We start from the raw sequence: 25,555 nt of genomic DNA, 5'->3' as shown, positions 1-25,555 counted from the left end.
CGGCCTTCGTCCGGTGGGTGCCGACCGTTGGTCGGCACGCCGGTCAATAGGTGATCGTCACCGTCACCAGGTCGTTGTAGGTACCAGCCGGGGGCTGGCCGGTGACCGGCGGCACCCGGCCGTAGATGGTCAGCTGCTGTGCGCTGCCGGTGCCGGTGCCGCTGGCCGTGTCGACAGTCAACGTATTGCCCCAGCGCAGGCTCCGAGCCGAGTCCCGGTACAGCTCGTAGGGAAGGTAGTAGGTACTGCCGCCGATGGTGGTGGCCATGCGGCGGATGCTGGTCGCGGCAGGGTTGTTCCGGCCGTTGTTGAGTCCGACCTGGAAGGCGGTGTTCTTCAGGCAGGTCAGTGTCAGCGTGGCGGTCCGGTCGATGTTGGCGGGAATGCCGCCGGTGACGTTGCCGAAGTTCATGTCGGTGGTGACGTAGCTGCCGCACTGCGGCAGCACATTGGCGGTGGCGGTGAAACTGAAGGCTGCGCTTGCGCTGTTGGTGCCGGTGGCGCCGCCGTTGCAGGTGGCGGGCACTGTGGCATTGCCGAGCAGGACCTCGTTCCAGGCCCAGGTCAACACCACGTCGGCGCCGCTGAAGGTGCTGCTGTAGGCGCCGGAGGCCAGGATCTGGTTGGCCGGAATCTGCCCGAACAGCTGCACGGACTGCGCACCGCTGCCGCCGGCGACCAGCGGCACGCTGTAGGTCATGGTCAGTTCCTGTGCCGGGGGCGTGCCGCGCGGGACCAACCCCGTCACCTGGCTGAAGTTCGAGGAGTTGTAGAGCTGGAAGTTCATGCTGTCGCTGCTGCTGGTCTTCATCGTCCGCCAGCTTGAACTGCTGCCGCCACCACTGCCTGCGCCGATGCCGACGCAGACGCGCACACCGGTTGTGGCCAGCGCGCTCAGCGCGGCGGTGGTGCATGTCACCGTGATGTTGAGGTTGGCCGTGCTCGGGCCAGGCGCATTGCTGTTGATGTTGCCGAACGGCAGCGTTGGATTGGCGACCGCGGTGCAGACCGCGACGGCGCGGGCCGGTGCTGCCGCCAGCAGGCCAGCGAACAGCAGCAGGCCGAGCAGCAACGTCCTCATGGCGCCACCTCCGGAATGCACTGCAGCGGCGCCGGTTTCGGCCGCGCGCCGGTCGCCACCACCCTGGGCGGGTCGGGGACCTTCACCCGGCAGGGGCCGCGGCTGGTGGTGACGTACAGCACGCTGCCGGCGGCAACGTCTTCCAGGTACAGCAGGCCGTCATAGCCGACCGTGGCCTGGCGGCCATCGGGCAGCTGCACCTCGCTGCCCACCTCCAGCGGCTGCCCGTCCATTGCCAGCAGGGTCAGGCTCAGCGACGGTCGCGAGCGCAGCTCGAAGGCAATCCGGGTGCCGGCGCGCTGGCGAGGCGTCACCCAATCCTCGATGCGGTCGGCACGCATGTCCTCGGGCAGGTCCAGGGTATCGATCGAGACACGATTACGCTGCCAGGACAGCAACGGGCTGACCAGCAGCAGGCCGCGATCATCGGTGACGCCGATCAGGCGGTTTTCCAGCCGCACCGGCACGCCGCCGACGCCACTGGTGCTGATCACCGCGAACGCGTCCGACACTTCGCGCGTGGCGAAGGTGTGGCCACCCATCCACACCACGCTGCCGCTGGCGCTGGCGTAGGCATAGTTCAGCCCGCCCTGGCGCGAGGCGCCGAACGAATAGCGGCCGGTATCGTTGAGGATGCCGACCTCGGCCAGGCCGCCATTGCCGTCCTCGCCATGGCGCAGCTGTGCGCGCCAGCCGACGCCGCCGGCACTGCCATCGCCGGGCACCGGCTGGGTCACGTCCGCGACCCAGCTCTGGCTGTCGCCGTTGCGTTGGCTCGAGAGGCTGGCCTGGCGGTTGTTGCCCAGGCTGGCGGTCAGCGACAGGTAGATGCTGCGGTCGTCGCTGTGGTCCAGGTTCTGGTTCAGCGACAGGTAGGCCGACCAGCGCTGGCTCCAGCTGCGCGACCAGAACAGGCTGGCGTAGCGGTTGTCGTCGCCGTCGGGGTAGCGCAGGCGCAGGTAGCTTGCGCTGAGCGTGCCCAGCCGCAGCAGCTCCAGGCCGAGGGTGGCCTGCTCGCTGATGCTCGGTGGCAGGTTGCCCTGCAGTGCGCCCAGGTCGCGGTAGTCGCCGTGGCTGCGCACGCTGCGCAGATTGACGTTGAAGCGGCGGTTGTTCCAGCTGTAGCCCAGCGCCCATTGCCCGCCCTGCAGCCCGTGGTAATCACTGCGTGCATAGGCCGCATTGAACACGCCGGCAGCGCCGAGCAGCCACCAGCCGCCGATGCCGGCCTGGGCCAGGCCGCCGCCGCCTTCGGCATGCGCCTCGCCAGTGAAGGCATCGCTGATGCCGCCGCGCCAGCTGGCACTGGCCACCGTGCGATCGTCGTAGCCGAAGGAGCGCTGGCCGAAGTCCTCGCGCAGCTGGCCGACGCCGACCGACCAGTCCGAAAGGCCCTTGGCCAGCAGTTGCTGGGTGCCATAGAAACTGAAATCCAGTGTCTGCATGCGGCCGAACGCATCGGTTACCACCACCTGCGCGATGCCGGTGCCGCTGATACCAGGCTGTGCCGCCAGCTGGAACGGACCGACCGGGACCTGTCCGCTGTACTGGCGCAGGCCATCCACGTACAGCTCGACCGTGGAGGGCACCACGGCCTGGCCGAGGAAGCTCGGCGTGGGCGTCAGTACGCGATAGGGCTGCAGCCCGTAGTTGCGACCGATCTGCACGCCACCCATGCGCACTGGCCGGGTCCAGTCGACGAAGCCGCTGTAGAAGTCGCCGACCTCCAGCGTCGTTGCGCTGTCGGGGAAGTCCAGGCTCCAGCGGGTGTCCAGGCGCACGCTTTCGCCGCGCCAACGGCGATCACCGGGTTGCTGGTAGCGGCGGCTGATGGCGGTGTTCTCAAAAGTCCCGTTGCCGATGCCGAACACGCGCAGCTCCGAGCTCAGGCTGAGGTTGCCGAGCGTGTCCACCCGGCTGCCGTATACGTCGTAGTTGAGCAGCACGCCCGGCGAGGCAGTGCCAGTCGGCGCACGCGCCTGCGGCCGGCTGAGCACCGTGGTCGGCAGGGTCAGCTGGTCCAGCGGCACATCCAGCGCCAGGGTCTGCATGTGCGCGTCGTAGCGCACCACCGCGCCACTGATCTGGTCCAGGTAGACCGGTACCTCGCCGCTGGCATTGAAGCCGAGCTGGCGCAACACCTCGGGGCTGGCCTGAAGCCGGCCGCGGTTCTCGATGAACGGCAGCAGGCCGCGTGGCGTGCTGTTGAGCGACACATCCAGGTACAGCGTCTGGCTGGCGGTCAGTGGGGTCGGGGGCGGCAGGGTGGCATCGGCCGACACGCCGGAGACATCAACGGCCGCGCCGGACGCATCGGCGGCCTCGGTCGCCGCGGGAGCCAGGGCAGCCAGCAACGCGCCCATCAAGGCCTCAGCGAGCCGGTGGGGGCGACAGTGGCGTCTGTTCCGACTCGCCATTGAGCTTGGCCGTGATCTGGTCGTTGTCGCGGTCGATCGCCACGCGCTCGATCGGCCAGCGCATCACCTGGCCCGGCAGCACGTAGCCCAGCAATCCGGGATGGACGATGCGCGGACGCGTGGCGCTGCCCAGCGCAAGATCGGCGATCTGCGCGTAGCTGTCACCCGTATTGGCCACCTCCACGCCATTGCGGCCATCCGCCAGTGTCACCAGGCGAGCCTGCAACTGTGGGGCGAGGGCGCCGGCCGAAGGCTGCACGAACACGGGGATCGAATAGCGCAGGACGAACTGCATGCCCTCGGCACGCGTGGCCAGGTCCGGGATCTGGTCCACGATCAACCGGTAGTGCCGTTGTGCAGGCGGTGGCTCGTTGTCCGGACGCATCACCCGCACCAGTTGCTGCTGGCCCGCAGCCAGTTCCTGCATGGGCGGTGTGGCCATCAGCTCATCGGTGGGCAGCAGCCGTTCCTGGCCGTCCTGCTGCACCCAGCGGAACACGCGCACCTGCAGCTTCACCGGCGCGGTGCCGCTGTTGGTCAGCCATAGCTCAGCCGCACGCTGGCGCGCCTCCAGCTGCAGGCTGGTCGGCGCGACCTGCAGGCTGGTGGCGCCGGCGGTGGCGGTGGCCAGCAGGCACAGGGCGAGCAGCGCCACGCCGGTGGCGCGCCACGGGCGGGGTCCGGCCATGCGGGCGTGCTCCATCAATAGGTGATCGTGGCGGTAACCGTATCCAGGTAGCTGCCGGTGGCCGGGTTGTTGGTGCTCAGGTTCAGGATCTGGCCGTAGACAACGTACGGCACGGCCAGGCCGGTGCCGATGCCGGCCTGGGTATTGGTGCCGGTTGTGGATCCCCAGACCAGGGTATGCGCGGCATCCTGGTAGAGCTGGTAGCCGACATAGTTGTTGGCGGTCACGGCGGCATTGGTGTTCTTCATGCGCCGCGTGGTGACGTCGTTGGCGGTGCCCGCGTTGGCGCCCGCATTCAGCGCGATCGTGTACGGCGTCAGCGCCGAGCACTGCGCGGTGACCGTGCCCTGGCCGAGGGTGGGCGTGGCGGTGGTCGACGCCGCCGTGCCGAAGTCGACGTTGGTAGCGGCCGCGGCCGTGATGGTGCAGGCCTTGGTGACCACCAGCGTGACGTTGAAGGTGGTGGTATCTGCGGCCAGGGCCGGGCTGGACAGCAGGAGGCCGGCGAAGGCCCAGGCAAGCGGAGAACGAAGCGCGGATCGCATGGACAACCTCCCTGACCCGAAGGTCCGTTGAACAAGGCGAAGGCGGCACGATCGGCACCGCTTCGGCGACGGTGACCCCAGCTTAGGTGGCGTAAGTGTCTGTAATCCGTGATAAACAGGCGGGCGAAAGGGTGGAGGGCATCACGCTTTCATTTTCCTTGCCGAAAGCGTGCATGGCCCGGTGCATGGCCCGGAATGCCAGTTGGGTGGCGTTCGTTCAGATTGCGGCCGGATCGGCGATAATGGGTGCCATGAGCGTGAATCTGAAAACCCCGCAGGAAATCGAGATGATGCGCATCGCCGGCCGCTTGGCCAGCGAAGTGCTGGACATCGTCACCCCCCACGTCAAGCCCGGTGTCACCACCGAGGAGCTGGACCGCATCTGCCACGACCACATCGTCAACGTGCAGGGCGCCATTCCGGCCAACGTCGGCTACCGCGGCTTCCCGAAGACCGTGTGCACCTCGGTCAACAATGTCATCTGCCACGGCATCCCCAGTGAAGGGAAGGTGCTCAAGGATGGCGACATCATCAACATCGATGTCACCGTCATCAAGGACGGTTGGCACGGCGACACCAGCCGCATGTACTTCGTCGGCACGCCGTCGGTGATGGCCCGCCGCCTGGTGGAAACCACCTACGAAGCCATGTGGCGCGGCATCCGCGCCGTGCGTCCGGGCGCCACCCTGGGCGACATCGGCCATGCCATCCAGAGCTATGCCGAAGGCGAGCGTTTCAGCGTGGTGCGCGAGTACTGCGGCCACGGCATCGGCAAGGTCTACCACGATGAGCCGCAGGTGGTGCATTACGGCCGCCCGGGCCAGGGCCTGGTGCTGCAGCCGGGCATGACCTTCACCATCGAACCGATGATCAACGAGGGCACCCGCTACAACAAGGTGCTGCCGGATGGCTGGACCGTGGTGACCAAGGACCGCAAGCTGTCGGCGCAGTGGGAGCACATGGTCGCGGTCACCGAGACCGGCGTCGACGTGCTGACCCTGTCGCCGGGCGAGTCGCAGGTTTCCTGACGATGCTGCCGGCGAGTTCGCTGCTGGACACGCCGGCCGCGTCGCTCAACGACCCGGACTGGGCTGCTGCGGCGCGGCAGGCGCTGCAGCAGGCCGACGCACGCCTGTACCGCCGTTTCGACCAGGGCGACAACATCGAGCGCCTGCTGGCGTTGCGTGCGCGCGCTGCCGACCACTTGATCCGCCTGGCGTGGCAGCGTTGCCTGCCGGCCGGCAGCGGCCTGTCGCTGTTCGCGGTGGGCGGCTATGGCCGCGGTGAACTGTTCCCGCGATCGGACATCGACCTGCTGGTGTTCGGCGATCCGCCGGCGCAACTGGCGCACGAAGCGGCCCTGGCGCGGCTGTTCGCGCTGCTGTGGGACTGCGGGTTGGCGGTCAGCCATGCGGTGCGTTCTGCATTGCAGTGCCGCGAGGCGGCGGCTGACCAGACCGTGCTGACCGCGCTGATCGAGGCGCGTCCGATCCTGGCCGATGACGCCGCCCGCCGCGCGCTGCGCGAGGCCATCGACGATCGCGAACTGTGGCCGGCACGCACTTTCTTCCTGGCCAAGCTGGAAGAGCTGCGCAACCGTCACCAGCGCTTCGGTGATACCGCCGACAACCTGGAGCCGGACCTGAAGGATGGCCCCGGTGGCCTGCGCGATCTCAACACGCTGGGCTGGATGGCACTGCGCGCGTTCGGCGTGCGCGACCTGGAAGCCCTGGTCGGGCTCGGCCATCTGGGTGCCGACGAAGCCGCAGCGCTCAAGCGCGAACGTGCCGTGCTGGCGCGACTGAGGTTTGGCCTGCACCTGGTAGCACGTCGCCCGGAAGAGCGCCTGCGTTTCGATTACCAGAAGACCCTCGCCGCGCGCCTGGGCTTCGAAGACGACGCCGAGAGCCTCGGTGTCGAGAAAATGATGCAGGGCTTCTACCGCGCCGCGCTGGTGGTGCGGCGGATCAGCGACCGCCTGCTGCAGCGCTTCGAGGAGCAGTTCGACGGCGAGGCGCAGCCGGAGCCGCTGACCGTGGGCTTTTCCCTGCGTCGTGGCTACCTAGCCGCCAACGAGGCCGACTGGCCGCAGGGCGACATTGGCCAAGTGTTCGCGCTGTTTTCCAGCTGGGCCAACAACCCGCAGGTGCGCGGCCTGCACTCGCTGACCGCGCGTGCACTGGCCGAGTCGCTGCCGCTGCTGCCGGCCTATGACCAGGCCGACGCCGACGCACGCGAGCACTTCCTTGCCCTGCTGCGTGGCCAGCGCCCGGTCGACACGCTTTCGCGCATGGCGCGGCTGGGCGTGCTTGGCCAGTGGATTCCCGCGTTCGCCCAAGTCAGCGGGCGCATGCAGTTCGACCTGTTCCATGTCTACACCGTCGACCAGCACACGCTGATGGTCCTGCGCAACATCGGCCTGTTCGCCAGCAGCCGTGCCGACGAGCGCTTCTCGATCGCGCACGAAGTGTGGCCGCGCCTGCGCAAGCCGGAGCTGCTGCTGCTGGCCGGCCTGTTCCATGACATTGCCAAGGGCCGCGGCGGCGACCACTCCGAGCTGGGTGCGGTGGACGCGCGCGCGTTCTGCCAGGCACATGCGCTCAGTGGCACCGATACCGAACTGGTCGCCTGGCTGGTCGAACAGCACCTGCGCATGTCGGTGACCGCGCAGAAGCAGGATATTGCCGACCCGGTGGTGATCCATCGCTTCGCCACCCTGGTCGGCAGCCGCGACCGCCTGGACTACCTGTATCTGCTGACCTGTGCCGATATTGCCGGCACCAGCCCGAAACTGTGGAACGCCTGGAAGGATCGCCTGCTGGCCGACCTTTACTTCGCCACCCGGCGCGCGTTGCGCGAAGGGCTGGAGCATCCGGTGCCCGCCGCCGAGCGTGTGGCCGAGGCGCGTGACAGCGTGCGCGCACTGGTGCGCGAGCAGGGTTACGACGATGCCACCATCGACCGCCAGTTCGCGGTGATGCCCGATGAGGGCTTCATCCGCCTGCGCCCCGAGCAGCTGGCCTGGCAGGCCGCTGCGCTGGTGCCGGTGAAGCAGGGCCAGACCCTGGTCAAGGTCCGCCGGATCAGTGTCGACGACCCCGCGCTGGAAGTGTTCGTGCACTCGCCCGACCGCGACGGCCTGTTCGCCGCGATCGTGATGACCCTGGACCGCAAGGGCTACGGGATCCACCGTGCACGCGTGCTGGACGGCCCGGCCGACACCATCTTCGATACCTTCGAAGTGAACCCGGCCGACACGTTTGCCGATGGCAACAGTGCCAATCTGGAAGCGGCGCTGCGCGAGGCCCTGAGTGGCGACCTTGCGCGGCTTCGGCCGTCACGCCGGGTGGTGCCGCGGCAGCTGCGTCATTTCCGTTTTGCGCCGCGCATCGAATTCCGCGATGAACCGGGCGCAACCCGTTTTGCCCTGGTCGCCCCTGACCGTCCCGGCCTGCTGGCCGATGTGGCGTTCGTGCTGCGCAACCAGGGCCTGCGCGTGCATGATGCGCGCATTGCGACATTCGGCGAACGCGCCGAAGACACCTTCGTGATCAGTGACGAACACGACCTCCCCCTGACTGAACCTGCCCGGCAGCAGCTGCATGACGCGATGCTGGCCTGCCTGGACCCTGATCGAAACGCCGGAGACCCCGCCTGATGGCCACCAAGCCTGTTAAGAAGACTGCTGCCACCGCCAAGAGCGCAGCGGCCAAGAAAACTGCCGCCGTGCCGGCCGCGAAGAAGGCTGCCGCGCCGAAGAAAGCCGCGGTGGTGAAGGCGCCGGCGAAGAAGGTGGCGGCACCGAAGAAGGCCCCGGCCAAGAGCGCAGAAGCCGCACGCGCCGAAACCATCGCCCGCAAGTCGCTGCGCAAGCCGGCCGCGCCGGGCGTGGAAGAACTGAAGTTCGGCATCGAAAGTGCCTTCGAACGCCGCGCCACGCTGACCCTGCACGAACTGGAAGGCTCGACCAGGCCGCTGGTCAACCGTGTGATCGACGGCCTGGAGAGCGGTGAATTCCGCGTCGCCGAGCCGGACGGCCAAGGCGGCTGGAAGGTCAACGAGTGGCTGAAGAAGGCGGTGCTGCTGTATTTCCGTGTCAACGACATGGCGGTGGTCGATGCACGCCCGGCACCGTTCTGGGACAAGGTCGAATCGCGCTTCGCCGGCTATGACGAAGCGAAGTTCCGCCGAGGCGGCGTGCGCGTGGTGCCGGGCGCGATTGCTCGCCGTGGCACGTATTTCGGCAAGGATGTGGTGCTGATGCCGAGCTTCACCAACATCGGCGCCTATGTCGGCGAAGGCACCATGGTGGACACCTGGGCCACCGTCGGTTCCTGCGCGCAGATCGGCCAGCACTGTCATCTGTCCGGCGGTGCCGGCATCGGCGGCGTGCTGGAGCCGCTGCAGGCCAGCCCGACCATCATCGAGGACCATTGCTTCATCGGTGCCCGCTCGGAAGTGGTTGAGGGTGTGGTGGTCGGCCACCACAGCGTGATCGGCATGGGCGTGTTCCTCAGCCAGAGCACCCGCATCTACAACCGCGCCACCGGTGAGATCAGCTACGGCTACATCCCGCCGTACAGCGTGGTGGTGTCCGGCTCGCTGCCGAGCAAGGACGGTACCCATTCGCTGTACTGCGCGGTGATCGTCAAGCAGGTCGATGCCAGGACCCGCAGCAAGACCAGCGTCAACGACCTGCTGCGCGGCCTGGCCGACTGAAGGTGACTGCGCCGGAGGATCCGGCGCAGTACGCGAGCTACCGGCATCCTCCCGACGTCCTGTTCGGGCGGATGCTGCCGCGCCTGCCGCTGTGGCAGGCGACCCACCGTGCCGTGCCGTTCAGGGTCGTGCCCGAACGCCTGTTGTGAGATTCTGCCGCTCTGTTTTCCAGCATCACAGATGGCCATGAGCACCACTGTCTACGGTTTGAAGAACTGCGATACCTGCAAGAAGGCGACCAAGTGGCTGGACCGCTTCGGCGTGCCGTACACCTTCGTCGACTACCGCGACAACAAGCCCAGCCCGGAAACGCTGCTGGAATGGGCCGCGCAGCTGGGGGGGCTGGCCGCGATGGTGAACAAGTCCTCCGCCACCTGGCGGCAGCTGCCGGACAACCGCAAGGCCGCGGACTCCGAGGCCGAATGGAAGCTGCTGCTGCGCGAGTACCCGCAGCTGATCAAGCGCCCGCTGGTGGTCACGGCCGACGGCAAGGCCAGCCAGGGTTTCAGTGACAACGGCTTCAAGGCCCGCTTCGGCGTGGGCCAGTCATGAGTGCCGTCCTCGACCTGGCCTGCGAGCTGATCGCGCGCCCCTCGGTTACCCCGGACGACGCCGGCTGCCAGGCACTGCTGGCGGCGCGGTTGAAGCAGGCAGGGTTCCACTGTGACCAGCTGCGTCTGGGTGAGGTCGACAACCTGTGGGCGACCCACGGCCAGGGTGCGCCGGTGCTGGTGCTGCTGGGCCATACCGACGTGGTGCCCACCGGCCCGCGCGAGGCCTGGACCAGCGATCCGTTCACGCCGCAGATCCGCGATGGCGTGCTGTATGGCCGTGGCGCCGCCGACATGAAGGGCAGCGTGGCCGCGTTCGTGGTGGCCGCCGAGCAGTTCGTCGCCGCGCATCCCGATCACCCCGGCACGCTGGCGGTGCTGCTGACCAGCGACGAGGAAGGCGACGCGATCGATGGCGTGCGCCACGTCGCGCGCCTGTTCGCCGAGCGCGGCCAGCGCATCGACTGGTGCATTACCGGCGAGCCATCATCGACAGCGGCGCTGGGCGACCTGCTGCGCGTGGGGCGTCGTGGCAGCCTGTCGGCCAAGCTGCGCGTGCAGGGCGTGCAGGGCCACGTGGCGTATCCGGAAAAGGCACGCAACCCGATCCACCAGGCGGCTCCGGCCCTGGCCGAACTGAGTGCGCGGCGCTGGGACGAGGGGTACGAGAGTTTCCCGCCGACCAGCCTGCAGATCTCCAACATCCGTGCCGGCACCGGCGCCAACAACGTGATTCCCGGGGAGCTGGAGGTCGATTTCAACATCCGCTACAACCCGCACTGGGATGCACCGAAGCTGGAAACGGAGATCACCGCGCTGCTGGACCGGCACGGCCTGCAGTACGCGCTGAAGTGGCATCGCAGCGGCGAGCCGTTCTACACCCCGGAAGGCACGCTGCGCGCCACCGCACGCGCGGTGCTGGCCGAGCACATCGGTCGTGCCCCTGAGGAAAGCACCGGTGGCGGCACCTCCGATGCACGCTTCATCGCGCCGCTGGGTGCGCAGTGCATCGAAGTGGGGCCAGTCAACGCCAGCATCCACCAGGTGGATGAGAACGTGCGCGTGGATGATCTGGAAGCGTTGCCGGGGCTGTACCAGCGGCTGGTGGAACGGCTGCTGGTGTGAGCCTGCGACGGTGGGTGCCGACCGTTGGTCGGCACGCCCCCCGCCGGAGCTACATCTCTGTAGAGCCGAGCCATGCTCGGCTGATGTCCACCGGCAGAAGCAGCCGAGCATGGCTCGGCTCTACTATTCTGAAAAAAGGAAGAACGGCGGCTTGATCGCTTTTTCCCAGTAACTCGGCGCCGCCATGTAGAAGCGTTGCGCCTCGGCCCGTGCAAACCAGCGCGCGGCTGCGTCGGTGTCCTTCTCCACGCCGGGCGCGCCGCGGCCCAGCAGCAGTCCGGCGAAATACTGGCCGAACACATTGCCTTTCTCGCCAGCGCGCTGGTACAGCTGCAGCGCACGCGCCGGATCGCGCGGCAGTCCCATGCCCCCCTCCAGCAGCGCGCCCAGGTCTACCTGCGCTTCGGCATCGCCACGCTCGGCACGGCGCTGGATCTGCGCAACCCGCGGATGCACGGTGTCATCCTGTGCGGCCACCGCATCCGGCAGTCGCGACGACGAACTCGGGTATCGCTTGTAGATCATTTCGCGCAGGTCCCAGCGCAGCGCCTGTTGCGCGTCGCCACGCTGACGATAGGCCTTGGCGAGTTCGTAGAACGCATAGGGATTGCCGTGGTAGGCCGCCGCCAGATAGGCGCGTTCGCCACGTCGCCAGGATGCGCGCAGCACCGGTGCCGGGTTGATGTGGGGGCTGTCGGCATGGCGCAGCGTGCCGGAGATCCAGATCCGGCCCAGTGCTTCTTCCGCCCTGGTGTTGTGGAAGGTCCAGGGGGCGACCGCTGCGGCACGTTCGTAGTGGGCGATGGCGCGCGGATCGTTGAAGCGCTCGAAGGTTTGCGCGGTATCGAAGGCACCCTCGAAGCTGCCGTCGGTTCCGCGTTGTTCCAATGCCTGCCGCTGGGATTGCGGCAGCGTAGAAGGCGGGGGCAGGGTCTCGCAGGCCGCCAGGCCCAGGCAGAGCAGGGCGGCCAGTGCCCCGATGCGTCCATTGCAGTGTTGCATTCCTGTTACACCGGTTCAGGGCGCGCCATTATGGGCCTCAGGCGTGGTTGCCGACGCAACTGTTGCGCCGCGCCGGAAACCGGGGTAGGGTCGATGCCATGTCGATCCGCCTGGCCACCGCCGTCAATAACAACAACCGCAATAATCTGCGCGCGAATAATCGTGCGCGGCCGATGCGGGACTGCGCCCTGGGTAGATAGACAGCAACACACGCCCGGACACCAGAAAACCCGCATCAGCCGATGCGGGTTTTTTTGTGCCCGGGCGCCGCCCACCCGGGCCTGGATGGCCGGTCGAACACCTTCCCACCCGTGAAATTCCACAACAGGAGCTCCCCCATGTGTTCGATCTTCGGAATCTTCGGCCTGCAGGCCGGTGACGATCTTCCGGCCCTGCGCCGCCACGCGCTGGAACTGTCGCAGCGCCAGCGCCACCGTGGCCCGGACTGGAGCGGCGTGTACCTCGACGAAGGCGCGCTGCTGGTCCACGAGCGCTTGGCCATCGTCGACCCGGCCGGTGGTTCGCAGCCGCTGCTGTCGGCCGATGGCCAGCTGGCGCTGGCGGTCAACGGCGAAATCTACAACCACCAGCAACTGAAGGCCGCACTGACTACCGCCTACGACTTCCAGACCGGTTCGGACTGTGAAGTGATCAATGCGCTGTACCGCCAGGGCGGATCGCCGGCGCAGTGGCTGGAGCAGCTCAACGGCATCTTCGCCTTCGCCCTGTGGGATCGTGCTGCCGGACGCGTGCTGGTGGCGCGGGATCCGGTTGGCGTGGTGCCGTTGTACTGGGGCCACGATGCCCAGGGGCGCCTGCGCGTGGCCTCGGAAATGAAGGCGCTGGTCGATACCTGTGCCGACGTCGCGCAGTTCCCGCCGGGCCACTATTTCGACAGTGCCCGTGGTGAGCTGGTGCGCTACTACCAGCAGTCGTGGCGCGCCTACGCTGACGTGCAGGGGCGCCAGGCCGATCTGGCCGAACTGCGCCAGGCCTTCGAGCATGCGGTGGAACGCCAGTTGATGAGCGACGTGCCATACGGCGTGCTGCTGTCCGGTGGCCTGGACTCGTCGCTGGTGGCGGCGGTGGCTGCGCGCTATGCACGTCGCCGAATCGAGGATGGCGGGCAGACCGAAGCCTGGTGGCCGCGCCTGCATTCGTTCGCGATCGGCTTGAGGGGCTCGCCCGATCTGGCTGCCGCTGCCATTGCTGCCGAAGCGCTGGGTACCGTGCATCACGGCTTCGAGTACACCTTCGAGGAAGGCCTCGATGCGTTGCCGGAAGTGATCCGCCACATCGAAACCTACGACGTCACCACCATCCGCGCCTCGACGCCGATGTTCCTGCTGGCGCGGCGGATCAAGGCGATGGGGGTGAAGATGGTGCTGTCCGGCGAGGGCAGCGACGAGATCTTCGGTGGCTACCTGTATTTCCACAAGGCACCGGATGCGCGTGAATTCCACGAGGAGCTGGTGCGCAAGCTCGACGCCCTGCACAACTACGACTGCCTGCGTGCCAACAAGTCGATGATGGCCTGGGGCGTGGAGCCACGCGTGCCGTTCCTCGACCGCGAATTCCTTGATGTGGCGATGCGCTTCGATGCCGCGCACAAGATGGTCGGCGCCGGCTTTGGTGGCCGTCGCATCGAAAAGGCGGTGCTACGCGAGGCGTTCGATGGCTACCTGCCGGACAGCATCCTGTGGCGGCAGAAGGAACAGTTCAGCGATGGCGTCGGCTACGGCTGGATCGACGGGCTGAAGGCACATGCCGAGGCGCAGGTGAGCGACCGTGTACTGGCTGCGGCCGACAAGCGCTTCCCGCACAACCCGCCACAGACCAAGGAGGCGTACTACTACCGCCACCTGTTCGAGCAGTTCTTCCCCAGCCGCGCGGCTGCCGAGACCGTGCCGGGCGGCAAGTCGATCGCCTGTTCGTCGCCGGCGGCCATTGCCTGGGACGCCAGCTTCGCCGCGGCTGCAGATCCGTCGGGTCGCGCGATCGCCGGGGTGCACGCGCAGGCACTGGCGTAATGCTTCCGCCGGGCACGGCCCGGTGCTACCGAGCGATGGTAGCGCCGGGCCATGCCCGGCGGGCACAAACGACTTAATCCCCTCCGTCCCCTTTTTGTATGATCGCCCCCTGCGCATTGGGGAATGTTCATGGACGTACAGGCGAGCGGCGGCATGCGGCCCACGAAATGGGGATGGCGTTATCTGGCCTGGGCCGGTGTCCCGCTGCTGGCCGGCGTGCTGCTGGCGCGCTATGCCGGGCCGGCGGCGCCCGAGGCGGTTGCGCGTACCACGGTCGCTGCCGAAGGCAGCTGGGCACGGCATCTGGCGTCACCGCTGGGCCTGTTCCTGCTGCAGCTGCTGGTGCTGTTGCTGGTAGCCAAGGGCGCCGGTGCGCTGCTGAAGCGGCTGGGCCAGCCGGCGGTGATCGGCGAGATGGCGGCCGGCCTGATGATGGGGCCGCTGGTGCTCGGCAGCCTGCTGCCGCAGCTGCAGGGTGCGCTGTTCCCGGCCAGTTCGCTGGGCCCTCTGGGCATGCTCAGCCAGCTGGGCGTGCTGATGTTTCTGCTGGTGGCCGGTGCCGAACTGGACCTGGCGGCACTGCGCGGCCGCCGGCGTTTCGCCTTCACGGTCAGCCATGCCGGCATCGCGGTGCCGTTCGTGCTCGGCGTCGCGTTGGCGATCTGGCTGTACCCGCAGCACGGCCCGCAGGGCGTGGGCTTCACCGCATTCGCGCTTTTCGTTGGCATATCGATGAGCATCACCGCGTTCCCGGTGCTGCTGCGCATCCTCGCCGACCGTGGCATCACGCAGACGCCGCTGGGCCAGACCGCCATCGCCTGCGCGGCTTTGGGCGATGCCACCGCATGGTGCCTGCTGGCACTGATCGTGGCGGCGGCACAGGCCAGCGGCTGGCTGCCGGCCAGTCTCAACCTGCTGTGCGTGGTCGCCTTCGTGGCGCTGATGCTGGGGCTGGTGAAGCCGTGGTTCGCTCGCCAGCAGATTGCGCCGGGCCGTGAGGGGCGCTGGCTGCTCGGCATCCTGCTGCTGTCGCTGGGCAGTGCCCTGATCACCGAAATGCTGGGCATCCACGCGCTGTTCGGTGCGTTCGCTGCGGGCGTGGCGGTGTCGTCCAACGCGCAGCTGCGCGGCCTGTTGATGGCCCGCGTCGAACCGTTCGCGGTGACCCTGCTGCTGCCGCTGTTCTTCGCCATGACCGGCCTTCGCATGCGCGCCGACGCGCTGCAGGCCAGCGACATCGTGCTGTGCGCGGTGGTGATCGCGGTAGCCACGGCCGGCAAGCTGCTGGGCACCTTCAGTGCCGCACGCAGTGCGGGCATGCCCACGCGCGAGGCGTGGCGGTTGGGCGCGCTGATGAACACCCGGGGCCTGATGGAGCTGATCGTGCTCAACCTGGGCTACGAGCTGGGCCTGCTCGGCGACCGCCTGTTTGCGGTGCTGGTGATCATGGCGCTGGTGACCACGGCGATGACCGGGCCGCTGCTGAACCTGATCGAGCGGCGCAGGGGCTGACCCGGTAGCGCCGCGCCGACATTCTGTGGAGCCGAGTCCATGCTCGGCTCGGCGCCAGAAGCAGCCGAGCATGGGCTCGGCTCTACAGCGTGCAGCGCACCCTTGGGCATGTGGGTGCCGCCGTCAGCGCGCTGGCACCAGCGTCATCGTGTGCTGCGCCTTGCCGGGCAGGAACGGCGTCGGCCGCCCATGCACCCAGTCTTCGTGGCCGGCACCCCAGTACGGCGACAGCGGGTGCCCGCTCTGGCCGCCGGGCATGTGCACGATGCCGTCGGCCTCGTGGCCGGGCGAGACCACCATGCGTTCGGAGGCGCCGAAGTTCGGCGTCTGCACCCGCGGCATATCACGGTCGCCGGGCAGCTGGTCGGCGGGCATGCACAGCCAGCGCTTGGCAACCTCGGGCAACGCCCGTGCGATCGGGTGGCAGAGCGCCGCGGTGTTGCGTTCGCCCCAGGTGCGCTTGGCCAGCGGGCCCTGCTTGGCCAGCTCGCTCTCGGTGCGGCGTGCGGCATCAAGCAGCAGCGTGTCCCAGCTGTCGTAGGCCGGTGGCAGCAGATTGGCGGGGCGCTGCTGCAGCATCGGCCAGGCCACACCTTCCAGCTGCGCCAGGCGCGGCTCCAGATAGTCATCGCCCAGCTGCGCGTTGGCCGGGGCCAGCAGTGCATCGGACAAGGTATCCATCACCTGCGTGCGGAACGCGCGCACCACCCGGTAGCTGACCGAGCTGGCCGAGGCCCGGCCGCCCCACTGGTGGCTGACGGACTTCAACCGCTTCAGTGCAGGGTCGTCACTGCGTTCGATGACGTCGTGCAGCAGCGCCCACCAGCGCTGCAGGAACACCGCGCGATCGTCGAGCTGGATCGCCAGCAGGTCGTGTTCATCGAAGCGCTCCTGGATCGCCAGCAGGTCGCGGATCTGCCGCCCGCGGGCGCCAAGGTCATAGCCGCCGTTGCCGGCCTGGGCCAGTGCCTCGCCGTCGAGGACGCGGCCGTTGGCGGTCCACAGGCGATGGTTGGGGGGATCGATCAATGCCGGCGAGGCATCGCTGCGGATCGGCCAGGGGGCGCAGTCCTGGTTGTGGGCGGCGTTGAAGCCGGCCGGCGCGCAGCCCGGACCGCGATCCGGGCGGGCGCCGATCAGCCGCCAGGCGATGCGTCCGCTGCGGTCGCCGACCACCAGGTTCTGCGCGGGGATGCCGGCGTGGTCGGCGAACTGCAGGGCACCGTCCAGGTCACCGGCACGGGCCAGGTCACCGAAGTCCAGGCGCACCGCGCCGGGCAGGTGGGCGACCCAGCGCAGCGCATCGCCACTGCCATCGGCATGGGTATGCAGGATCGGGCCCCAGGCGGTTTCGCGCACCGGGAACAGCACGTCGGCCTGGCCAGCCACGGCGATGCGTTCTTCATGCACGGTCACGGCGGCGTTGGCCGGTTCAGTGCGGTAATCGGCGGTATCGATGTAACTGTTGGTGAAGCCCCAGGCGATGTGCCCGTTGCTGCCGACGATCACGGCCGGCAGGCCCGGCAGCGAGAAGCCGGTGACGTCGACCTGGCCGCCGGCAGCTTGTGGGTCGGGGTAGCGCAGGCGCACGCGGAACCACAGGCCGGGTGCACGCAGGCCCAGGTGCATGTCGTCGGCAACGATGGCGCGGCCGTCGGCGGTGAGTGCACCGGCCACCGCGAAGTTGTTGCTGCCGATGACATCGGCCTCTTCCTGCTCGGTGCCCGACTTTCCCTTCAATGTGCGCAGGTCGAGCTGGCTGGCGTCGGGCAGGGCAGCATTGCCGCTCGGTTCGCCGAACAGCGGTGCATCCCATTCAGTACCGTCGTGGGCGATCAGCGCGTACAGCGCCGGCGGCACCACGGCGCGGATGCGGCTCAGCGCAAGCTCGGTCTGATTGCCCGGATCCTGCAGGTCGGCATACATGGCCAGCCCGGCCAGCACGCTGTCGCTGGCCTGCCAGGGTTGTGGCGATTGCCGCAGCAGCAGGTAGGCCCACGGGCGCACGGAGAGATCGGCCAGGCCCTGATTGACCCCACCGACATAGGCGCTCACCGCTTCGATGTTGTCGCCCAGCGCAGCCTGCATGTTCGCCTCGGTGCGCGCGCGCAGCCGATGCACGCGCATGCGCTTGTCGGCGTCGATGGCCTTCGGCCCGAACAGCGCCGACAGCTCCCCGGCGGCACTGCGGCGCATCAGGTCCATTTCGAAATAACGTTCCTGCGCGTGCACGCGGCCGAGTGCGCGCATCGCATCGGCCTGGCTGCCGGCGGTGATGGTGACCACGCCCAGCGCATCGCGCTCGAGAGTGACCGGCGCGGCCAGCCCCGGCAAGGCATGCTCGCCGTCCAGGTCGGCCAGGCTGCCCCGCAGCAGGAGCCACAGGACCAGTGCGGCGATCAGCACGATGGCGATCACTACGCCCAGCACCCAACGCAATGTACGTCGCATCGCACGTCCTTTCCGAACTCGTGGGCCGATTGTAGCCGCAGGCGCAACTGCGACTGATTCCGATTAGATCACCGTACTTTGAAATGCGGCACCCTATGCCGCATCGATTCACAGGAGCCCCCCATGAAAGGCAACCCGGACGTCATCGCCTGCCTGAAGGAACTGCTGCGCGGCGAGCTCGCTGCCCGCGACCAGTACTTCATCCATTCCCGCCGCTACGAGGACCAGGGCCTGTTCGCGCTGTACGAACGCCTGAACCACGAGATGGAAGAGGAAACCCAGCATGCCGATGCGCTGCTGCGCCGGATCCTGTTCCTGGGGGGCGACCCGGACATGCGCCCGCACGCCACCGAGCCGGGCAAGACCGTGGAGGAGATGCTGCAGAAGGATCTCGACACTGAATACGCGGTTCGGAACAATCTCGCCGCCGGCATGAAGCTGTGCGAGGAGAAGGGCGATTACGTGAGCCGCGACATCCTGCTGGCGCAGCTGAAGGACACCGAGGAAGACCATGCCTGGTGGCTGGAACAGCAGCTGGGCCTGATCAAGCGCATCGGCCTGGAGCTGTACCAGCTGAGCAAGATCGACGGCAACGGCGCCCCGGCGCACTGACCGGCACCGCTTTTTGTAGAGCCGAGCCAATGCTCGGCTGCCTTCCGGTAGAGCCGACCGCTGGTCGGCCGCTTTTCGGTAAAGCAGCCGACTGACAGTCGGCTCTACCAAGAGCAAAGAGCAGCCGACCAGCAATCGGCTCTACCAGAAGCACGGCGTTCTGTCGCCCGCCAGCACCGGAGCATCGCCAGCCAGCCTTCGCCAGCCAGCTGCTCCACCGCCCGCCAGCCGACAACGAAAAAGCCGGGGAATGCCCCGGCTTTTTCGTGTCTGATCTCCGGCAAGGCGTGTCAACCAAGGTTGACACCCGCCATGGGCAGGGCCCCAGCTCTCACTCCACCGACAGCCCTTCCACCTTCTGCCAGCCGCGCGGCAGCAGGTGGCCGCGGGTGGCGCGGGCGCCGAGATAGGCGTCGAGCTCGTTGAACTTCAGGCCCATGGTGCGCTGGCCGCTGCGCACCTGCAGGGTCTGCCCCGGGCTGATCGCCACGATGGCGACCACGCGTTCGGTGGCGAGCTTGGCCTTCGGGATCTCGATGATCTTGTTGCCCTTGCCCTTGTCCAGTTCCGGCAGGTCGTTGGCGGCGATCGCCAACAGGTTGCCCGAACTGGTCACCGCCACGATGCGGTCGGTGGCGACGTTGGTGACCACCGACGGGGTCAGCACCGACGAGCCCGCCGACAGGTTCAGCATCGCCTTGCCGGCCTTGTTGCGGCCGATCAGGTTCTCGAAGCGGGTGACGAAGCCATAGCCGTGGCTGGAGGCCAGCACGAAGCGGGTGTCCGGCTCGGCGCTGGCCAGGGTCACGAAGCTGGTGCCCGGTGCCGGCGAGAAGCGGCCGGTCAGCGGTTCGCCATTGCCACGCGCGGAGGGCAGGGTGTGCACCGGCGTCGAGTAGGCGCGGCCTTCGCTGTCGAGGAACGCGACCTGCTGGGTGCTGCGTGCGCGCACCGCGCCCTGCAGCCCGTCGCCTTCACGGTACGACAGTGCGGATGCATCGACGTCGTGGCCCTTGGCGGCGCGGATCCAGCCCTTCTCCGACAGCACCACGGTCATCGGTTCGCTCGGCACCAGCTCGGTCTCGTCGATGGCCTGCGCCGCTTGGCGCTGCACCAGCGGCGAACGGCGTGCGTCGCCGAACTTCCTGGCGTCGGCGGTCAGTTCATCGCGGATCAGCTTCTTCAGCTTGGCCTTGCTGTCCAGGATGCCGAGGATCTTCTCGCGCTCCTTGGCCAGTTCATCCTGCTCGCCGCGGATCTTCATTTCCTCCAGGCGGGCCAGCTGCTTCAGCTTGGTTTCCAGGATGTACTCGGCCTGTTCCTCGGACAGGCCGAAGCGCGCGATCAGCGCGGCCTTCGGCTCGTCTTCGGTACGGATGATGTGGATCACCTCGTCCAGGTTGAGGAAGGCGACCAGCAGGCCTTCCAGCAGGTGCAGGCGACGCTCGACCTTCTGCAGGCGGTGCTGCAGGCGGCGGGTGACGGTGTTGCTGCGGAAGGTCAGCCATTCGCTGAGCAGCATCTTCAGGTTCTTCACCTGCGGACGGCCGTCCAGCCCGATCACGTTGAGGTTGACGCGGTAGCTGCGCTCCAGGTCCGTGGTGGCGAACAGGTGGCCCATCAGCTGGTCGGCGTCGACGCGGTTGGAACGCGGCACCAGCACCACGCGCACCGGATTGGCGTGGTCGGATTCATCACGGATGTCCTCCAGCCACGGCAGCTTCTTGGCGCGCATCTGCGCGGCGATCTGCTCGATCACCTTCGACGGCGACACCTGGAACGGCAGCGCCGTGATCACGATGTTGCTGGCTTCCTTGGTGAAGGTCGCGCGTGCACGCACGCTGCCGTTGCCAGTCTCGTAGATGTTGCGCAGGTCATTGGCCGCGGTGATGATCTCGGCGCTGGACGGGTAGTCCGGGCCCTGCACGTGTTCGCACAGGTCGCGCACGGTCGCATCGGGGTTGTCCAGCAGGTGCAGCAGCGCACTGACGATCTCGTTGAGATTGTGCGGCGGCACGTCGGTGGCCATGCCCACGGCGATGCCGGTGGTGCCGTTGAGCAGCAGGTGCGGGAGCCGCGCCGGCATCCAGGTCGGTTCCTGCAGGGTGCCGTCGAAGTTCGGTGCCCAGTCGGTGGTGCCCTGGCCCAGTTCGCCCAGCAGCACTTCGGCGATCGGGGTCAGCTTGGATTCGGTGTAACGCATCGCCGCGAACGACTTGGGGTCGTCGCTGGAGCCGAAGTTGCCCTGGCCCTCGATCAGCGGGTAGCGGTACGAGAACGGCTGTGCCATCAGCACCAGCGCCTCGTAGCACGCGCTGTCGCCGTGCGGGTGGTACTTGCCGATGACGTCGCCGACGGTGCGCGCGGACTTCTTCGGCTTGGACGCGGCATTCAGGCCCAGCTCGCTCATCGAATAGATGATGCGGCGCTGCACCGGCTTCAGGCCGTCGCCGATGAACGGCAGGGCGCGGTCCAGGACCACGTACATCGAGTAGTCGAGGTAGGCGCGTTCGGCGTACTCGCGCAGCGGCAGTTGTTCGAATCCGTGGAACACGGGACGGGCAAGTTCGGTCATGCGGCGTTGTTACCTATGTCGGGAGGCGGCGACGGCGATCGCCGCTCGCAATCCTGTGATTATCCGGATGCGGCGGGGGATGCCAAGCCGCGTGCAGGGTCCAGCCCGGTTTCCAGGCCATGCCCGGCCCGCGCCAGGTAGCGCCCAGGCGGCAACCCGAAGTGGCGGCGGAACACGGTGACGAACGCGCTGGCGCTGCTGAAGCCCAGTGCGTGGGCGATGTCGGCCACGCTGCGGCCCTCGGTCAGCTGGCGCAACGCCTCGGACAGGCGGGCCTGTTGCCGCCACTGGGCGAAGCTGAGCGTGGTCTCGTCGCGGAAGTGACGGGTCAGGCTGCGCGGCGACAGGCCGGCCCAGTGGGCCCATTCGGCCAGGCTGCGCTCGTCGGACGGGTCGGCCAGCAGCTGCGAGGCGATCTTCAGCAGGCGCCGGTCGTGGGGCATCGGCAGATGCATGCGCTGACGCGGCGCGGTGCGGATCTCGTCCAGCAGCACCTCGATGATGTGCTGGCGCTCGGGCGTGGTGTCATAGCCCAGCGGCCATTCGCAGATGCGCTCGGCCAGCGCCTGCGCCAGCTTGGACAGGCCCAGCACGCAGGGGTCGGCGGGCAGGGTGGCACAGGCGGGTGCGGCCAGCGCCATGCCCCAGCCACGCAGCGGCCCGTCGAGGGTGACCGTGTGCGGCTCCAGCGGCGGCATCCAGCCGGCCGAACCCGGCGCCAGCGACCAGGTGCCGTGCGAGGTGCGGGTGGTCAGCAGGCCACGCTCCACGTAGATCAGTTGCGCGCGCTGGTGATGGTGCCAGTCCACCTCACGGACCAGTCCCTGCGGGCTGTCGAAGCGGTAGGCGACTACCGATGGGCCGTCGTTGCGCTCGAACCAGTCCAGCGCGTCGTCGCGCAGCAGGCGCTTGGGAGGGGGAATTTCTGCCTTGTTCATCATATCCGCTGGCTGAAATGTGTCATCCATTGGCTGAATTGTACTACCGGGCCAGCTGACCAGGTCATTAAGGTAGGCGCCTTCACCGATCCAGCCCATTGCTGCAACACAGCATTCGATGCCAGATCGAATATTTCCATTGAGAAATATTTTTTTTGGAAGAGAATGCTCCCCCATGATCTGTCCTGCAACCACTCCCCCCAGCTTCGGCCTGCTGCTGCGCCAGGTGCGCGACGGGCTGGTCCGCCAACTCGACGCGTCCATGGCGGAAGAAGACCTGGGCATCGGCTTCACCCACTACATCGGGTTGAAGGTGCTTTCCAACATGGCGCCGTGCACCGCCAACGAACTGGCCCAGGCCATCGACCAGGTGCCCAGCGCCGTGACCCGGCTGCTGGACAAGCTGGAGGCACTGGGCTGCGTCCGTCGCCAACCGCATGCCCAGGACCGTCGTGCGCTGCAGATCGTGCTGACCGATGAAGGCCGCGCGTTGTGGGCGCGGCTGAAGCTGCGCGGCGACGCGGTGATGGATTACGCCCTGCGTGATCTCTCAACCGACGAGCGCACGCTGCTGCTGTCCCTCCTTACCCGAATCCGCGATTCCTTGACGACCCCATGAACCCGATCCCGCATTTCACTTTCCGCCGGTCCGGGCGCACGCTGCTGGTGTCAGCGCTGGCCCTGGCCCTGGCCGCCTGTGCCAGCAGTCGTGGCCTCAATCCGCAGGGCCACGTGCTGGATGTGGACAGCCTGCACAGCGAACGCACCCTGGCCGACACCGACCTGAGCGCCACCGGCTTCCCGGCGCAGGACTGGTGGAAGGCGCTGGGCGATGCGCAGCTGGACGCGCTGGTCGCCGAGGGCCTGGCCGGCCACCCGAGCCTGGACGCCGCCGACGCGCGCCTGCGCCAGGCCCAGGCCCAGGTCGGCACTGCGCGTGCCGACGAACTGCCGAGCCTGTCGGTGTCCGGTGGCTACACCGGCCTGCGCCTGCCTGAGTCGATGGCAGGCAGCGAGATCGGTGGCCATTACGCCGGCAGCAGCCAGGTCGCCTTCGACTTCAGCTACGGCGTGGACCTGTGGGGCGGCAAGCGCGCCGCCTGGGAAGCCGCCGTGGACGGTGCGCACGCCGCCACCGTTGAAGCGCAGGCCGCCCGCCTGAACCTGTCCACTGGCATCACCCAGGCCTATGCCGACCTGGCCTACGCGTGGCAGCTCAACGACGTGGCCGAGGAAGAGCTGAGCCGTTCGCAGAAGTCACTTGAGCTGACCCGCCAGCGCCGCCGCGCCGGCATCGACAGTGATCTGCAGGTGCGCCAGGCCGAGGCCCGCGTGCCGGCCGCGCAGCAGCAGGTGCAGGCCGCCCAGCAGCGTATCGACGCCGCCCGCACCGCACTGGCCGCGCTGGTCGGCAAGGGCCCGGACCGTGGCCTGTCGATCCAGCGCCCGCAGCCGTTGAACCCGGTGGCGCTGCAGCTGCCTGGGGTGCTGCCGAGCGAGCTGCTGGGCCGTCGCCCCGACATCGTGGCCGCACGCTGGCGCGTTGAAGCAGCCGACAAGCAGATCAAGGTTGCCAAGACCAAGTTCTACCCGAGCTTCAACCTGACCGCGCTGGCCGGCGTGGTCGCCCCGAATGTGAGCGACCTGCTGAAGAGCAGTTCCACCTTCGCCTACATCGGCCCTGCGCTGAGCCTGCCGATCTTCGAAGGCGGCAAGCTGCGCGCCAACCTGGCCAATACCGATGCGCAGTACGACCTGGCGGTGGCCAACTACAACCAGACCGTGCTCGATGCGCTGCGTGATGTGGCCGACCAGGTCAACGCGGTGCGCTCGCTGGCACAGCAGGCGCAGTCGCAGCAGCAGGCGGTGGACACCGCACGCGCTGCCTTCGACCTGGCCCAGCAGCGCTACCGCGCCGGCATCGGCAGCTACCTGGACGTGCTGACCGCGCAGTCCACCCTGCTGCAGTCGCAGCAGCAGCTGGCCGGCCTGCAGTCGCAGCAGGTGCAGTCCTCGGTGCGCCTGAGCAAGGCGCTGGGCGGTGGTTTCCAGCCCACTGACGCCGACCGCGCACCGATCGCCTCCCATTCCGATTCCTCGCATTCCTGAAGATCTCCGACATGAGCCAGACCCAAGACACCGCGGCCCCGGCCGCCCCCAACCGCCGCGGCAACCTGCTGCGCGGCCTGTTCGTGATCATCGTGCTGCTGCTTGCCGCTTTGGCGCTGTGGTACTTCATGTTCGGCCGTTGGTTCGAAGAGACCGACGATGCCTACGTGCAGGGCAACCAGGTGCAGATCACCCCGCTGGTGGCCGGCACCGTGGTCGCCATCAATGCCGATGACGGCATGCGCGTGGAGCGCGGCCAGCTGCTGGTGCAGCTGGACCCGTCCGACACCGCAGTGGCGCTGCAGCAGGCCGAAGCCAACCTGGCCAAGACCGTGCGCCAGACCCGCGGCCTGTACCGCAGCGTGGAAGGCGCGCAGGCGGACCTGAACGCCCGCCAGGTGACCCTGAAGCGCGTGCGCGAAGACTACGCCCGTCGCAAGGACCTGGCCGCCACCGGCGCCATCTCCAACGAAGAACTGGCCCACGCCCGCGACGAGCTGGCCGCGGCCGAAGCGGCCGTGGCCGGTTCGCGCGAGACCGTCGAGCGCAACCGCGCGCTGGTCGACGACACCGTGATCGCCACCCAGCCGGACGTGCAGGCCGCCGCCGCACAGCTGCGCCAGGCCTTCCTCAACAACGCCCGCGCCGGCATTGTCGCGCCGGTCTCCGGCTACGTCGCCCGTCGTTCGGTGCAGGTCGGCCAGCGCGTGCAGCCGGGCAATGCCCTGATGGCCGTGGTGCCGACCGAACAAATGTGGGTCGAGGCCAACTTCAAGGAAACCCAGCTGCGCCACATGCGCCTAGGCCAGGAAGTGGAGCTGAAGTCGGACCTGTACGCCGGCGACGTGAAGTACAAGGGCCGCATCCAGAGCCTGGGCTTGGGCACCGGCTCGGCGTTCTCGCTGCTGCCGGCGCAGAACGCCAGTGGCAACTGGATCAAGATCGTGCAGCGCGTGCCGGTGCGCATCGCCATCGATGCCAAGCAGCTGGCCGAACACCCGCTGCGCATCGGCCTGTCGATGAAGGCCGAAGTGAGCCTGCGCGACCAGAAGGGCGAAGTGCTGCCGAGTACCCCGGCCAAGGGCACGGTGTTCGACACCGACGTGTATGCCAAGCAGCTGCATGATGCCGATGAGGTGATCCACACGATCATCCAGGGCAACCTGCCGCAGCAACAGGCGAAGGTGGGCTGAGGTCGCC

At 68.0% G+C, this 25,555-nt stretch carries 20 protein-coding genes; 12 read left to right on the top strand and 8 right to left on the bottom strand.

Translation table 11 applies throughout. The features are described 5' to 3' along the window. Nucleotides 1-43: 43 nt before the first annotated feature. The 4 genes from G370_RS0102105 to G370_RS0102090 are packed head-to-tail and all read right to left on the bottom strand — an operon-like array spanning nucleotide 44 to nucleotide 4,731. On the bottom strand, nucleotides 44-1,081 hold the full coding sequence (locus G370_RS0102105; protein WP_019659116.1) for a Csu type fimbrial protein: 1,038 nt from the start codon (nucleotides 1,079-1,081) through the stop codon (nucleotides 44-46). Further along, nucleotides 1,078-3,444 carry a fimbria/pilus outer membrane usher protein gene (locus G370_RS0102100; RefSeq protein ID WP_019659115.1) on the bottom strand — a complete coding sequence of 789 codons (2,367 nt, stop codon included), beginning with the start codon at nucleotides 3,442-3,444 and terminating at the stop codon, nucleotides 1,078-1,080. Before G370_RS0102100 ends, G370_RS0102105 begins: the two co-directional genes overlap by 4 nt. Nucleotides 3,445-3,451: 7 nt before the next feature. Further along, nucleotides 3,452-4,201, bottom strand: coding sequence for a fimbrial biogenesis chaperone (locus tag G370_RS0102095; RefSeq protein WP_019659114.1), 750 nt, complete (start codon nucleotides 4,199-4,201; stop codon nucleotides 3,452-3,454). After that, nucleotides 4,201-4,731, bottom strand: a complete 531-nt coding sequence (locus G370_RS0102090; protein ID WP_019659113.1) for a Csu type fimbrial protein — start codon at nucleotides 4,729-4,731, stop codon at nucleotides 4,201-4,203. The genes G370_RS0102095 and G370_RS0102090 overlap by 1 nt, the downstream gene beginning before the upstream one ends. Nucleotides 4,732-4,973: 242 nt before the next feature. Between G370_RS0102090 and map the strand changes: the two genes are divergently transcribed. The 6 genes from map to dapE are packed head-to-tail and all read left to right on the top strand — an operon-like array spanning nucleotide 4,974 to nucleotide 11,126. After that, nucleotides 4,974-5,759: a type I methionyl aminopeptidase gene (map, locus tag G370_RS0102085; RefSeq protein ID WP_032955117.1), complete on the top strand. Its 786-nt coding sequence runs from the start codon at nucleotides 4,974-4,976 to the stop codon at nucleotides 5,757-5,759. 20 nt (nucleotides 5,760-5,779) lie between these two features. Beyond that, nucleotides 5,780-8,389: a [protein-PII] uridylyltransferase gene (locus G370_RS0102080; protein WP_026346923.1), complete on the top strand. Its 2,610-nt coding sequence runs from the start codon at nucleotides 5,780-5,782 to the stop codon at nucleotides 8,387-8,389. Next, complete coding sequence (dapD, locus tag G370_RS0102075) at nucleotides 8,389-9,450, top strand: 2,3,4,5-tetrahydropyridine-2,6-dicarboxylate N-succinyltransferase (protein ID WP_019659110.1); 1,062 nt, start codon at nucleotides 8,389-8,391, stop codon at nucleotides 9,448-9,450. Before G370_RS0102080 ends, dapD begins: the two co-directional genes overlap by 1 nt. Nucleotides 9,451-9,452: 2 nt before the next feature. Further along, complete coding sequence (locus G370_RS1000000121525) at nucleotides 9,453-9,599, top strand: hypothetical protein (RefSeq protein ID WP_019659109.1); 147 nt, start codon at nucleotides 9,453-9,455, stop codon at nucleotides 9,597-9,599. 31 nt (nucleotides 9,600-9,630) lie between these two features. Beyond that, nucleotides 9,631-10,002, top strand: a complete 372-nt coding sequence (locus G370_RS0102065; protein WP_019659108.1) for a Spx/MgsR family RNA polymerase-binding regulatory protein — start codon at nucleotides 9,631-9,633, stop codon at nucleotides 10,000-10,002. Beyond that, the gene (gene dapE, locus G370_RS0102060) at nucleotides 9,999-11,126 is read left to right on the top strand and encodes a succinyl-diaminopimelate desuccinylase (RefSeq protein WP_019659107.1); all 1,128 of its coding nucleotides are present in this window, start codon (nucleotides 9,999-10,001) and stop codon (nucleotides 11,124-11,126) included. Before G370_RS0102065 ends, dapE begins: the two co-directional genes overlap by 4 nt. 123 nt (nucleotides 11,127-11,249) lie before the next feature. On the opposite strand, the gene G370_RS0102055 is transcribed toward dapE, so the two are convergent. Continuing rightward, nucleotides 11,250-12,128, bottom strand: coding sequence for a tetratricopeptide repeat protein (locus G370_RS0102055; RefSeq protein WP_019659106.1), 879 nt, complete (start codon nucleotides 12,126-12,128; stop codon nucleotides 11,250-11,252). A gap of 338 nt (nucleotides 12,129-12,466) precedes the next feature. Here G370_RS0102055 and asnB point away from each other — a divergent pair, with 338 nt between their 5' ends. Continuing rightward, entirely contained in the window at nucleotides 12,467-14,158 is a 1,692-nt protein-coding gene (gene asnB / locus G370_RS0102050) for an asparagine synthase B (protein ID WP_019659105.1), read from the top strand. Nucleotides 14,159-14,281: 123 nt separating this feature from the next. Continuing rightward, complete coding sequence (locus G370_RS0102045) at nucleotides 14,282-15,670, top strand: cation:proton antiporter domain-containing protein (protein WP_019659104.1); 1,389 nt, start codon at nucleotides 14,282-14,284, stop codon at nucleotides 15,668-15,670. A gap of 123 nt (nucleotides 15,671-15,793) precedes the next feature. Here G370_RS0102045 and G370_RS0102040 read toward each other — a convergent pair whose 3' ends face one another. Continuing rightward, nucleotides 15,794-18,121 (bottom strand): penicillin acylase family protein, encoded by a 2,328-nt coding sequence (locus G370_RS0102040; RefSeq protein WP_019659103.1) that lies wholly within the window; start codon nucleotides 18,119-18,121, stop codon nucleotides 15,794-15,796. Nucleotides 18,122-18,244: 123 nt separating this feature from the next. Here G370_RS0102040 and bfr point away from each other — a divergent pair, with 123 nt between their 5' ends. Further along, on the top strand, nucleotides 18,245-18,733 hold the full coding sequence (gene bfr, locus G370_RS0102035; RefSeq protein WP_005408763.1) for a bacterioferritin: 489 nt from the start codon (nucleotides 18,245-18,247) through the stop codon (nucleotides 18,731-18,733). A gap of 331 nt (nucleotides 18,734-19,064) precedes the next feature. On the opposite strand, the gene parC is transcribed toward bfr, so the two are convergent. After that, the gene (parC, locus tag G370_RS0102030; protein ID WP_019659102.1) at nucleotides 19,065-21,308 is read right to left on the bottom strand and encodes a DNA topoisomerase IV subunit A; all 2,244 of its coding nucleotides are present in this window, start codon (nucleotides 21,306-21,308) and stop codon (nucleotides 19,065-19,067) included. 59 nt (nucleotides 21,309-21,367) lie between these two features. Next, nucleotides 21,368-22,249, bottom strand: a complete 882-nt coding sequence (locus G370_RS0102025; protein WP_026346921.1) for a helix-turn-helix domain-containing protein — start codon at nucleotides 22,247-22,249, stop codon at nucleotides 21,368-21,370. A gap of 172 nt (nucleotides 22,250-22,421) precedes the next feature. Here G370_RS0102025 and emrR point away from each other — a divergent pair, with 172 nt between their 5' ends. From emrR to emrA, 3 genes are read left to right on the top strand one after another with little or no spacing between them, the layout of a single operon-like run. Further along, nucleotides 22,422-22,865, top strand: coding sequence for a multidrug efflux system transcriptional regulator EmrR (gene emrR / locus G370_RS0102020; protein ID WP_019659100.1), 444 nt, complete (start codon nucleotides 22,422-22,424; stop codon nucleotides 22,863-22,865). Beyond that, complete coding sequence (gene emrC / locus G370_RS0102015) at nucleotides 22,862-24,355, top strand: multidrug efflux transporter outer membrane subunit EmrC (RefSeq protein WP_019659099.1); 1,494 nt, start codon at nucleotides 22,862-22,864, stop codon at nucleotides 24,353-24,355. The genes emrR and emrC overlap by 4 nt, the downstream gene beginning before the upstream one ends. Before the next feature lie 11 nt (nucleotides 24,356-24,366). Continuing rightward, nucleotides 24,367-25,548: a multidrug efflux MFS transporter periplasmic adaptor subunit EmrA gene (emrA, locus tag G370_RS0102010; protein ID WP_019659098.1), complete on the top strand. Its 1,182-nt coding sequence runs from the start codon at nucleotides 24,367-24,369 to the stop codon at nucleotides 25,546-25,548. Nucleotides 25,549-25,555: the final 7 nt, after the last annotated feature.

The sequence above is a fragment of the Stenotrophomonas hibiscicola ATCC 19867 genome (assembly GCF_000382065.1).
Lineage (GTDB): Bacteria > Pseudomonadota > Gammaproteobacteria > Xanthomonadales > Xanthomonadaceae > Stenotrophomonas > Stenotrophomonas hibiscicola.
This window is presented reverse-complemented; position numbering and strand designations above follow the sequence as displayed.